The 12,049-nt window shown below is 60.3% G+C and carries 11 protein-coding genes; 7 read left to right on the top strand and 4 right to left on the bottom strand.

Annotation, left to right across the window (positions count from 1 at the left end; translation table 11 throughout):
• Positions 1–142 precede the first annotated feature (142 nt).
• Genes prpC through DYL61_RS18070 form a run of 3 tightly spaced genes read right to left on the bottom strand, consistent with a single transcriptional unit; the run spans position 143 to position 2,911 of the window.
• Positions 143–1,270: a bifunctional 2-methylcitrate synthase/citrate synthase gene (gene prpC / locus DYL61_RS18080; protein WP_135309457.1), complete on the bottom strand. Its 1,128-nt coding sequence runs from the start codon at positions 1,268–1,270 to the stop codon at positions 143–145.
• A gap of 40 nt (positions 1,271–1,310) precedes the next feature.
• Entirely contained in the window at positions 1,311–2,204 is an 894-nt protein-coding gene (prpB, locus tag DYL61_RS18075) for a methylisocitrate lyase (RefSeq protein WP_021491517.1), read from the bottom strand.
• Positions 2,201–2,911, bottom strand: a complete 711-nt coding sequence (locus DYL61_RS18070) for a GntR family transcriptional regulator (protein ID WP_135309456.1) — start codon at positions 2,909–2,911, stop codon at positions 2,201–2,203. Before DYL61_RS18070 ends, prpB begins: the two co-directional genes overlap by 4 nt.
• A 272-nt stretch (positions 2,912–3,183) precedes the next feature.
• Between DYL61_RS18070 and rloA the strand changes: the two genes are divergently transcribed.
• Genes rloA through pabB form a run of 4 tightly spaced genes read left to right on the top strand, consistent with a single transcriptional unit; the run spans position 3,184 to position 7,588 of the window.
• Entirely contained in the window at positions 3,184–3,720 is a 537-nt protein-coding gene (rloA, locus tag DYL61_RS18065; protein WP_105697600.1) for a retropepsin-like aspartic peptidase RloA, read from the top strand.
• A gap of 5 nt (positions 3,721–3,725) precedes the next feature.
• Complete coding sequence (rloB, locus tag DYL61_RS18060) at positions 3,726–5,258, top strand: osmotic stress tolerance membrane protein RloB (RefSeq protein ID WP_135309455.1); 1,533 nt, start codon at positions 3,726–3,728, stop codon at positions 5,256–5,258.
• The gene (locus DYL61_RS18055) at positions 5,258–6,244 is read left to right on the top strand and encodes an alpha-L-glutamate ligase-like protein (protein WP_135309454.1); all 987 of its coding nucleotides are present in this window, start codon (positions 5,258–5,260) and stop codon (positions 6,242–6,244) included. The genes rloB and DYL61_RS18055 overlap by 1 nt, the downstream gene beginning before the upstream one ends.
• On the top strand, positions 6,245–7,588 hold the full coding sequence (pabB, locus tag DYL61_RS18050) for an aminodeoxychorismate synthase component I (protein ID WP_135309453.1): 1,344 nt from the start codon (positions 6,245–6,247) through the stop codon (positions 7,586–7,588).
• Between the two features lie 123 nt (positions 7,589–7,711).
• Here the strand turns inward: pabB and thrH are convergent, their stop codons facing one another.
• A complete protein-coding gene (thrH, locus tag DYL61_RS18045; protein WP_135309452.1) occupies positions 7,712–8,329 on the bottom strand; it encodes a bifunctional phosphoserine phosphatase/homoserine phosphotransferase ThrH in 618 nt (205 codons plus the stop codon).
• A gap of 153 nt (positions 8,330–8,482) precedes the next feature.
• Between thrH and DYL61_RS18040 the strand changes: the two genes are divergently transcribed.
• The 3 genes from DYL61_RS18040 to DYL61_RS18030 all read left to right on the top strand — a co-directional run bounded on the left by DYL61_RS18040 (position 8,483) and on the right by DYL61_RS18030 (position 11,981).
• Complete coding sequence (locus tag DYL61_RS18040) at positions 8,483–9,217, top strand: phosphoadenylyl-sulfate reductase (protein WP_135309451.1); 735 nt, start codon at positions 8,483–8,485, stop codon at positions 9,215–9,217.
• Positions 9,218–9,713: 496 nt separating this feature from the next.
• Entirely contained in the window at positions 9,714–11,240 is a 1,527-nt protein-coding gene (locus DYL61_RS18035) for an NCS1 family nucleobase:cation symporter-1 (RefSeq protein WP_135309450.1), read from the top strand.
• A 12-nt stretch (positions 11,241–11,252) separates the two neighbouring features.
• Positions 11,253–11,981, top strand: a complete 729-nt coding sequence (locus DYL61_RS18030) for an aspartate/glutamate racemase family protein (protein WP_135309449.1) — start codon at positions 11,253–11,255, stop codon at positions 11,979–11,981.
• Positions 11,982–12,049: the final 68 nt, after the last annotated feature.

The raw sequence follows: 12,049 nt of genomic DNA, 5'->3' as shown, positions 1-12,049 counted from the left end.
AATGCGATCCAAGTGTGGGAGGGGGCTTGCCCCCGATAGCGGTGGTCCAGTGACTGCTATATCAACTGACAGACTGCAATCGGGGGCAAGCCCCCTCCCACATTTGATCCGGTTTCCACTTCGGGATCGGCGGTCTTCTTACTCAGCGACGTTCGATTGGCACGAACTTGCGCTGCTCGACGCCGATGTACTCGGCGCTTGGACGGATGATGCGGTTGTTGGCACGTTGCTCGAACACATGCGCGGCCCAGCCAGTCAGGCGCGAACACACGAAGATCGGCGTGAACAGCTTGGTCGGGATACCCATGAAGTGATACGCCGAGGCATGGTAGAAGTCGGCGTTGGGGAAGAGTTTCTTCTGCTCCCACATGGTTTTGTCGATGGCCTCGGAGACCGGGAACAACACCTTGTCGCCCACTTCGTCAGCGAGTTTTTTCGACCAGCCCTTGATCACTTCATTGCGCGGGTCGCTGTCTTTGTAGATCGCGTGGCCGAAGCCCATGATCTTGTCCTTGCGCGCCAGCATGCCGAGGGTGCCTTCCACGGCGTCTTCGGCGGACGAGAACTTCTCGATCATCTCCATCGCCGCTTCGTTGGCACCGCCATGCAACGGGCCACGCAGCGAGCCGATGGCGGCGGTGACGCAGGAGTACAGATCGGACAGGGTCGAGGCACACACACGTGCGGTGAAGGTCGAGGCGTTGAATTCGTGTTCCGCATAAAGGATCAGCGACACGTTCATCACCTTGACGTGCAACTCGCTCGGCTGCTTGCCGTGCAGCAGGTGCAGGAAGTGGCCGCCGAGGGTGGGCTCGTCGGTCACGCAGTCGATCTTTTTGCCATCGTGGCTGAAGCGGTACCAGTAGCACATGATCGCTGGGAACGCGGCGAGCAGGCGGTCGGTCACGTCGCGCTGGGCGCTGAAATCTTTCTCGGGCTCGATATTGCCGAGGAACGAGCAACCGGTGCGCATCACGTCCATCGGGTGGGCGTCGGCCGGGATGCGCTCCAGCACTTCTTTCAGCGCTTGGGGCAGGTCGCGCAGCTTGCTCAGCTTGGCGCTGTAGGCGGCCAGCTCGGTTTGGGTCGGCAGTTCGCCGTACAGCAGCAGGTAGGCCACTTCTTCGAAATGCGCATCCGCCGCCAGTTCGCGCACGTCGTAGCCGCGATAAGTCAGGCCGGCACCGGCCTGGCCCACGGTGGACAGTGCGGTCTGCCCGGCCACCTGGCCACGCAGGCCGGCACCACTCAGTACTTTTGCTTCAGCCATGTCGGTTCTCCAATCTTGAATTTATTAGGGAGGCTGTTCTTTACTTCTTGGCTGCGAACAGCGCGTCGAGCTTCTGCTCGAAGGTGTGGTAGTCGATGCGATCGTAAAGCTCCATGCGGGTTTGCATGGTGTCGATCACGTTCTGTTGGGTGCCGTCGCGACGGATCGCGGTGTAGACGTTCTCGGCTGCCTTGTTCATGGCACGGAACGCCGAGAGCGGGTACAGCACGATGGAAACATCGGCCGATTTCAATTGTTCGGTGGTGTACAGCGGTGTGGCGCCGAACTCGGTGATGTTGGCCAGGATCGGGGCCTTCACGCGGGAGGCGAACAGCTTGTACATCTCAAGTTCGGTAATGGCTTCCGGGAACACCATGTCGGCGCCGGCCTCGATGCAGGCGGCGGCACGTTCCAGGGCGGACTCCAGGCCTTCGACCGCCAGCGCGTCGGTACGCGCCATGATCACGAAGCTGTCATCGGTGCGCGCATCCACGGCGGCCTTGATACGGTCGACCATTTCCTGTTGGGACACGATTTCTTTATTCGGGCGATGACCGCAGCGCTTGGCGCCGACCTGGTCTTCGATATGGATCGCGGCGGCGCCGAACTTGATCATCGACTTGACCGTGCGCGCCACGTTGAACGCCGAGGAGCCGAAACCGGTGTCCACGTCCACCAGCAGCGGCAGGTCGCAGACGTCGGTGATACGGCGCACGTCGGTGAGCACGTCATCCAGGCCGGTGATGCCCAGGTCCGGCACGCCCAGGGAGCCCGCGGCGACACCGCCACCCGACAGATAAATCGCCTTGAACCCGGCGCGCTTGGCCAGCAACGCATGGTTGGCATTGATCGCGCCGACCACCTGCAAGGGATGCTCGCTGGCGACGGCGTCACGGAAACGCTGGCCGGGCGTGGTTTTATTATTCGAACTCATGACTCACCTCTATCAGGGGCGCCGTCGGGGAAGTGACGGGCAATGTTGCGTTTGGACGCGCCGATATGGCGGCGCATCAGCAGTTCGGCCAGCTCACCGTCGCGGTCGGCAATCGCATCGAGGATGCGGTGATGCTCGGCGAAGGCCTGGTGTGGACGATTGGGTGTGGCAGAAAACTGGATGCGGTACATGCGCACCAATTGGTACAGCTCGCCGCAGAGCATTTGGGTCAGGGTGCGGTTTCCGGCGCCTTGAATTATCCGGTAATGAAAATCGAAGTCGCCTTCCTGCTGGTAGTAGCCAAGGCCGGCCTGGAAGGCTTCGTCGCGCTCATGGGTGTGCAGCACTTGGCGCAGTTCTTCGATCTCCCCATCGGTCATGCGCTCGGCGGCCAGGCGACAGGCCATGCCTTCGAGGGACTCGCGGATTTCGTAGAGTTCGATCAGCTCGGCATGGCTCAAGGACACGACCCGCGCGCCTACGTGGGGCACGCGCACCAGCAGGCGCTGGCCTTCCAGGCGGTGGATCGCCTCGCGCAACGGGCCACGGCTGATGCCATAGGTGCGCGCCAATTCCGGCTCGGAGATCTTGCTGCCGGGGGCGATCTCACCCTTGACGATGGCGGCCTGGATACGGCGGAAGACGTTCTCAGACATGGTCTGGGATTCGTCTGTCACCGCCACCAAGGCCTCCGCTTGATCCAGCATATTGTCGACACCTTTAAAAGCAATGCCGCAAAAACTAGCCAATAAGCCTCAAGGAGTCAAAGAATAAATCAACATTGTCGACAATCGTCTAATAACCCGATCTACCTTCAGTAAGCGCATGGCCGCCTGCCAGCGCTGGCGCCAAAAAAGCATCATGTTAGAATGCCCGCCGCTTTTGCCTGACATCATTGGATGAAACGGCGTACGAGGGAGTTTGCGCAGCAATGCCAGTCGCCTTGAATTGAACATCGCACTGCACCGCCTCGGGATCTATGAGACTCAAGCCCTTCCTTTTATTGTGTTGCCTACTGTGGCTACCCGGCCTTGGCATTGCCGCCGAGAAGACCGTGTATGGCCTCAACGAATACGCCCAATTGGCCGGTATCGACCTTGAAGTCGCCGCCAAACTCGACACCGGTGCCAAGACTGCCTCCCTCAGTGCCCGTGATATCAAGCGCTTCAAGCGCAACGGCGAATCCTGGGTGCGCTTCTACCTGGCCATCGACACCGCCCATTCCCACCCCATCGAACGCCCCCTGGCTCGCGTCAGCAAGATCAAGCGCCGCGCCGGCGACTACGACCCCGATGAGGACAAGAACTACACCGCCCGCCCAGTCATTGCGCTGGAGATCTGCATGGGCACTGCTTTACGCAGCATCGAAGTGAACTTGACTGACCGCAGCGCTTTCCAATTCCCGCTGCTGATCGGCTCCGAAGCGCTGAAACGCTTTGATGCGCTGGTCGACCCCAGTCTTAAATACGCAGCAGGCAAACCCGCCTGTGCCGCCGACGCTCATACCGCCGAGTAAACCGAATGCGCTCTCTGACCCTGCACCTGAAAATCCTCATCACCATCCTGGTGGTACTGGGTATTTCGGTCACCGCCTACCAGATTTTCGTGCTGGGGATCCCCGTCACCGAGGACGCCACCGACGACCTGTGGAATATCGACGCCAAGGTCGAGTTCGTCGCCAACCCGAAAGACCCGGTAAAGATCCAGATGTTCGTGCCGCCGCTGAGCCGCGACTTCGTGAGCCTCAACGAGAGTTTTATCTCGAACAACTATGGCGTGAGCGTCAACCGCACCGATGGCAACCGCAAGGTCACCTGGTCGGCGCGCCGCGCTACCGGCAAGCAGACCCTGTATTACCGCCTGGTGTTGACCAAGCGCTACAGCGGCGAAAAAGCCAAGATCAAGGGCCCTACTTTCCGCGACAGCATCGCCGTGGACGGCCCGGAAAAAATCGCCGCCGAAGCCCTGCTGGCACCGATCCGCCAGCACTCGGCCGACGTCGAGACCTTTATCGGCGAAGCCATCAAGCGCACCAACAACCTCAACGACGACAACGTGAAGCTGCTGCTGGCGGGCGACCCGTCCACGCCGAACAAGGCCAAGATCGTCGAGTTGCTGCTGTCCATCGCCCACGTGCCGATAGAAAAGGTCCACACCATTCGCCTGGTGGCCGACCAGCCGCAAACACCCGAACTGTGGCTGCGCAGTTTCAATGGCAATGACTGGTTGTACTTCAACCCGGAAACCGGCGAACAAGGCCTGCCGGCCGACCGCCTGCTGTGGTGGACCGGCGATGAAAACCTGATCACCGTCGATGGCGGCAAGAAAGCCATGGTGACCTTCAGTCTGAACAACAGCGAGATGAACGCCATCCGCCTGGCCAAGCTGACGGATGAAAACACCGACGCCAACTTCCTCGAATACTCGCTGTACGGCCTGCCGCTGCAAACCCAGCAGACGTTCATGATCATGGTGATGATCCCGATTGGCGTGCTGGTGATTTTGATCCTGCGCAACCTGATCGGCCTGCAGACGCTGGGCACGTTCACACCGGTGCTGATCGCCCTGGCGTTCCGAGAGACGCAACTGGGCTTCGGTATTGCGCTGTTCACCGTGATTACGGCGCTGGGGCTGTCCCTCAGGTCGTACCTTGAACACTTGAAATTGCAGATGCTGCCAAGGCTGTCGGTGGTGCTGACCTTCGTGGTGGTGCTGATCGCGGCCATCAGCTTGTTCAGCCATAAACTGGGGTTGGAGCGCGGATTGTCGGTAGCGCTGTTCCCGATGGTGATTCTGACCATGACCATCGAACGCCTGTCGATCACCTGGGAAGAACGTGGCGCCAACCATGCGCTGAAAGTGGCGATTGGTACGCTGTTCGCGGCGTCCCTGGCGCACCTGATCATGAGCGTGCCGGAACTGGTCTACTTCGTGTTTACCTTCCCGGCGATCCTGCTGATTCTGGTGGGTTTCATGCTGGCCATGGGTCGTTATCGCGGTTATCGCCTGACCGAGCTGGTGCGTTTCAAGGCGTTCTTGAAGGCTGATAAGTAATGTTCGGTTTCTGGAAGACCTGGAAGGCCCTGGAAGCGCGGGGGATCATGGGCATCAACCGGCGTAACGCCGACTACGTGCTCAAGTACAACAAGCGCAGCCTGTACCCGATCGTGGATGACAAGATCATCACCAAGGAACGGGCCCTGGCTGCCGGCATCCACGTGCCGGAAATGTACGGGGTGATCTCCACCGAGAAGGAAATCGACAAGCTCGACGAGATCATCGGTGGGCGCAGTGACTTCGTGATCAAGCCAGCCCAGGGCGCTGGCGGTGACGGCATCCTGGTGGTGGCGGACCGCTTTGAGGGACGATATCGCACGGTGTCCGGCAAGATCATCAGCCATGAAGAGATCGAGCATCAGGTCTCCAGCATTCTCACCGGCCTGTATTCCCTGGGCGGCCACCGCGACCGCGCACTGATCGAATACCGTGTGGTACCCGACCAGATCTTCAAGAGCATCAGCTACGAAGGCGTGCCGGATATCCGCATCATCGTGCTGATGGGCTACCCGGTGATGGCCATGCTGCGCTTGCCGACGCGTCAGTCCGGCGGCAAGGCCAACCTGCACCAGGGCGCGATTGGCGTGGGGGTCGACCTGGCCACCGGCCTGACCCTGCGCGGCACCTGGCTGAACAACATCATCACCAAACACCCCGACACCACCAACGCGGTGGATGGCGTGCAACTGCCCAACTGGGATGGTTTCATGAAGCTCGCGGCCGGCTGCTATGAGCTGTGCGGCCTGGGCTATATCGGCGTGGACATGGTGCTCGACCAGGAAAAAGGCCCGCTGATCCTGGAGCTGAATGCGCGGCCAGGGTTGAATATCCAGATTGCCAACGATTGCGGGCTGACCTTGCGTACCCATGCGGTGGAAGCGAGGTTGGAAGCGTTGAAAGCGGCGGGTATAAGCGAAACTCCGGAAGAACGGGTGAAATTCGTGCAGGAAATGTTTGGGCATATTCCACCGGTTGAAGGCTAAATGTTGACCTGCTCTGTACATCCACTGCCCTACCGGGCCAACCCCGCCGAGTATTTTGCGGTGATTCGCCATGCCCCCGGCGCGGTGCTGCTGGACAGCGGCCGCCCGGCTGCCGAGCGCGGGCGCTATGACCTGCTGAGCGCTTGGCCCGAGGCGACGTTGACGGTTTTGCCGGACGAAAGCGGCAGCGATTTCCTGCAACGCCTGCGGGCAAACCTCAAGCAATTGGGCGAAGCGCGTTTGCCAGCGGGTTACGAACTGCCCTTTGCCGGCGGTTTGATCGGTTACCTGAGTTATGACTTTGGCCGGCACCTTGAGCAGATGCCCAACGTGGCCGCCGATGACTTGCATCTGCCGGACGCACGTTTCGGGTTATATGCCTGGGCGCTGGTCAGTGATCACCGGGCGCAAACCACCCAGCTTGTGTTTCACCCCGCGCTGGCCGACGCCGAACGCCAACGGTTGGTTGCCTTGTTCCATCAACCTGCCACTGAATCAGCGTCCAGCTTCAAGCTCAACGGCCCCATGGCCCCGGACCTCACCGCCGAGGCTTACCGGCAGGCCATCGTGCGCATCCAGGACTACATCCAGGCGGGCGACTGCTACCAGGTCAACTTTGCCCAGCGCTTTCGTGCACCGTGCGTCGGTGATCCATGGATGGCCTATTGCGCCTTGCGCGAAGCCTGCCCTACCCCGTTCTCGGGCTTCCAAAGCCTGCCGGATGACGGCGCCGTGTTGAGCCTGTCGCCCGAGCGCTTCGTGCACATCAGCGAAGGCCGCGTCGAAACCCGCCCGATCAAGGGCACTCGTCCACGCGGTCAAACGCCCGAGGCAGACGCCGCCAACGCTGCCGAACTGCTGGCCAGCCCCAAGGACCGCGCCGAAAACCTGATGATCGTCGACCTGCTGCGCAACGACCTCGGCCGCACCTGCCGCACCGGCTCGGTCAGCGTGCCGGAGCTGTTCAGCCTGGAAAGCTACCCCAATGTGCATCACCTGGTGAGCAGCGTCATCGGCGAACTGGCCGACGACAAGGACGCCCTCGACCTGATCGCCGGCAGCTTCCCCGGCGGCTCCATTACGGGCGCACCGAAGATCCGCGCGATGCAGATCATCGATGAACTGGAGCCCACGCGACGCGGGCTGTACTGCGGCTCACTGGTGTACCTGGACGTGCGCGGCGAAATGGATAGCTCCATCGCCATCCGCAGTCTGCTGGTCAAGGATGGGCAGGTGTGCTGCTGGGGCGGCGGCGGGATCGTCGCGGACTCGGAGTGGGAGGCGGAGTATCAGGAGTCGCTGACGAAGGTGCGGGTGCTGTTGGAGACACTGGAAGGTTTGTAGTGTTTGGACTGGCCCCATCGCGGGCAAGCCCGCTCCCACACTTGACCGAGTACATCCTTTGGAATGCGGTCGAATGTGGGAGGGGGCTTGCCCCCGATGAGGCCATCAGCCGCGCCACATAACCTACAGGCTCAACGCCCGATTCGACGCCTTGATAAATTCCTGCTTCAAATCCTCAAATGTATGCACCGCCGGAAACTGCGGGAACTCGCGGATCACATTCTCCGGCGCATGGAACAGAATCCCACGGTCGGCTTCGCCCAGCATGGTGGTGTCATTGTAGGAATCACCGGCGGCAATCACGCGGTAGTACAGGCTCTTGAAGGCCAGCACCGACTGACGCTTGGGGTCTTTCTGGCGCAGTTGGTAACTCACCACCCGGTCAGTCTCATCAGTAATCAAGCGGTGGCACAGCAGCGTCGGAAAACCCAGTTGGCGCATCAGCGGCTGGGAGAACTCGTAGAAGGTGTCGGAGAGGATCACCACCTGGAAGCGCTCACGCAGCCAGTTGACGAACTCGATGGCGCCATCCAGCGGCTTGAGGGTGGCGATGACTGTCTGGATGTCGGCGAGCTTGAGCCCGTGCTCGTCGAGGATGCGCAGGCGCTGCTTCATCAGCACGTCATAGTCGGGAATGTCCCGGGTGGTGGCCCGCAGGGATTCAATACCGGTTTTTTCGGCGAAGGCGATCCAGATTTCCGGAACCAGCACCCCTTCCAGGTCGAGACAGGCAATTTCCACAAGACACTCCCATGTTGATGTTGTTGGTTGAGCGAGCAAAAGGACTGCCGAACTCTAGCGATTCAAGCGCGCCGCCGCAACGCAGAGCGGATTTTGATACCATCGCCCCCCTATAGAGCGCATAGCGCCACTGACCTTGTAGGAACCGTCCTGATGAACCAAGCCTTCGACGTCGCTGAACTCACCGCGACTTATGCCAACAAATCCGCCCAGGACATTCTCAAGCTGGCATTCAGCCAGTTCGGTGATGACCTGTGGATTTCCTTCAGCGGTGCCGAGGACGTGGTGCTGGTGGACATGGCCTGGAAGCTGAACAAGAACGTCAAGGTGTTCAGCCTCGACACCGGCCGCCTGCACCCGGAGACCTACCGGTTTATCGAGCAGGTGCGTGAGTTCTACAAGATCGACATCGAACTGATCTCGCCGGACCAGAGCAAGCTGGAACCCTTCGTCAAAGAGAAGGGCCTGTTCAGCTTCTACAAAGATGGCCATGGCGAATGCTGCGGCGTGCGCAAGATCGAGCCGTTGCGCCGCAAACTCTCCGGCGTGAGCGCCTGGGCCACCGGCCAGCGCCGCGACCAGAGCCCCGGCACCCGTAGCCAGGTGGCGGCGCTGGAGATCGACTCGGCGTTCTCCACGCCGGAGCGCACGCTGTACAAGTTCAACCCCCTGGCGCAGATGACCAGCGAAGAGATCTGGGGCTACATCCGCATGCTGGAGCTGCCGTACAACAGCCTGCATGAGCGCGGTTTTATCAGCATCGGTTGCGAGCCGTGCACCCGTCCGGTATTGCCGAACCAGCATGAGCGCGAAGGCCGCTGGTGGTGGGAAGAAGCCACGCAGAAGGAATGCGGGCTGCATGCGGGGAATATCATCAGCAAGGCTTGAAGCTGATGAAGTAACAATGTGAATGGGCTTGTGTGGGAGGGGACTTGCCCCCGATGGCGGTAGTTCAGTGAGACATGTGCTGACTGACACACCGCTATCGGGGGCAAGTCGAATCGTCGCACCGCCCCTCCCACATTTGTTATGAGGTGACCGCTAGAGATGTACACACACATGTAACCATCGGTGCCATTTATGTGTGCAGTTTTTCTTCAAGCGCACCATTACGTAACATCTTTCCCGGCCTGTCTTTTCATCTCTCTAATCAACCTTCTCCCAAGCAAAAATAAATACCTGTTCAATCGGTCAATTTATATTTGTTCTAATTCATATAGTTATAAAACACTCAGATAAAAACGAAATTACCCACAGTTTTCATAGATCGAAAACTGGCACGCATGTGGCTTAAGGTGAAAAGAGCTTTGTATACAATCAATACAAAACCTACATACACTTTGCCATCCGCGGCTTGCACGCAGATGTGCTGGAGCCTGCCGGAATGCGTACAAGCCTCTCGAATAACATCGCACTGGATCTGCCCTCCTCCCTGAACCCCGAGGCCACCGGGCCCGGCCCTTTGGTACTTAGCCCGCGCCTGCACAACAAGGACCTGGCGCCGACCAAGGTCGAAGGCCGGCGCTGGGGGCGCTACAGCATCTTTGCGTTGTGGACCAATGACGTGCACAACATCGCCAACTATTCCTTCGCTATCGGCCTGTACGCACTGGGCCTGGGCGGCTGGCAGATTTTGCTGTCCCTCGGCATCGGCGCCGCGTTGGTGTACTTCTTCATGAACCTGTCGGGCTATATGGGCCAGAAGACCGGCGTACCGTTCCCGGTGATCAGCCGAATCAGCTTCGGCATCCATGGCGCGCAGATTCCGGCGCTGATCCGCGCAGTGATTGCGATTGCCTGGTTTGGTATCCAGACCTACCTGGCCTCGGTGGTTTTCCGCGTGTTGCTGACGGCGATTCATCCAGGCTTTGCCGAATATGACCACAACTCGATCCTGGGTCTGTCGTCCCTCGGCTGGGCATGTTTCGTGGCGATCTGGCTGGTGCAGCTGGTGATCCTCGCTTACGGCATGGAGATGGTGCGTCGCTATGAGGGCTTCGCCGGGCCGGTGATCTTGCTGACCGTGGCGTCGCTGGCCGGTTGGATGTACTTCCAAACCGGCGGCAACATTGCCTGGTCGATCCGCGAACCGCTGAGCGGCGGTGAGATGTGGCGCAATATCTTCGCCGGCGGTGCGCTGTGGTTGGCGATCTACGGCACGTTGATCCTTAACTTCTGCGACTTTGCCCGCTCCTCGCCGTGCCGCAAGACCATCCAGGTCGGCAACTTCTGGGGCCTGCCGGTGAATATCCTGGTGTTTGCCGCGATCACCGTGCTGCTGTGCGGCGGGCAGTTCCAGCTTGATGGCCGGGTGATCGAGAGCCCGACCGAGATCATCGCGGCCATCCCCAACACCTTCTTCCTGGTGCTGGGCTGCCTGGCCTTCCTGATCGTCACCGTGGCGGTGAACATCATGGCCAACTTCGTCGCACCGGCGTTTGTGCTGAGCAACCTGGCGCCCAAGTACCTGAACTTCCGCCGCGCCGGGCTGATCAGCGCCACCGTGGCGGTGCTGATCCTGCCGTGGAACCTCTATAACAGCCCACTGGTGATCGTGTATTTCCTCTCTGGCCTGGGCGCACTGCTGGGGCCGTTGTACGGGGTGATCATGGTCGATTACTGGCTGATCCGTAAAAGCCAGGTGGACGTGCTGCAGCTGTATAGCGAAGACCCGAACGGCGTTTATTACTACAGCCGTGGGGTCAATTTGCGCGCAGTCGCGGCGTTTATTCCCGCCGCCGTGATCGCCATTCTCCTGGCCTTGCTGCCCGGTTTCGCCAGCGTCTCACCGTTTTCCTGGATGTTTGGTGCCGGTATTGCGGGGCTGTTGTACCTGCTGATCGCCAAGCGCCAGCCGTTCTACGCCGATGTCAGTGGCGAAAGCATTGCCGTCGATAACGTCAGTCATTAATAAGGACCTTCCATGCGTATCCTCGTGGTCAACGTCAACACCACCGAATCCATCACCGACACGATTGCCCAGCAAGCGCGGGCCGTGGCGGCGCCGGGCACCGAGATTGTCGGGCTAACACCTTACTTTGGCGCGGAGTCGGTGGAGGGCAACTTCGAAAGCTACCTGGCGGCCATCGCCGTGATGGACCGGGTGATGGCCTACGACCAACCGTTCGACGCGGTGATCCAGGCTGGCTACGGCGAGCACGGCCGCGAAGGCTTGCAGGAACTGCTCAATGTGCCGGTGGTGGACATCACCGAAGCCGCCGCCAGCACGGCGATGTTCCTGGGCCATGCCTATTCGGTGGTGACCACGCTGGACCGCACTGTGCCGCTGATCGAGGACCGCTTGAAACTGGCCGGTTTGTATCAGCGCTGCGCGTCGGTACGGGCAAGCGGCATGGCGGTGCTTGAACTGGAAGAAGACCCGCTGGCGGCCATGGAAGCCATCGTGCGCCAGGCCGAACTGGCCATCAGCGAAGACAAGGCTGAGGTGATCTGCCTGGGTTGCGGCGGCATGGCCGGGCTGGATGAGCAGATTCGCCAACGCACCGGTGTCCCTGTGGTGGATGGGGTGACGGCGGCGGTGACCATTGCCGAATCGCTGGTGCGGTTGGGGTTGTCGACGTCGAAGATTCGGACGTATGCGACGCCAAGGCCAAAGAAGGTCATTGGCTGGCCGGGGCAGTTCGGCCGCTAAAGATCCAATGTGGGAGGGGGCTTGCCCTAATGCCAGTCAGTTAAGGAAACAGCAGATGAGCGGCTTTC

Source organism: Pseudomonas nabeulensis, from assembly GCF_004682045.1.
Taxonomy (GTDB): Bacteria; Pseudomonadota; Gammaproteobacteria; order Pseudomonadales; family Pseudomonadaceae; genus Aquipseudomonas; species Aquipseudomonas nabeulensis.
The sequence above is the reverse complement of the archived record's forward strand: the minus strand, read 5'-3'. Positions and strand labels throughout refer to the sequence as shown.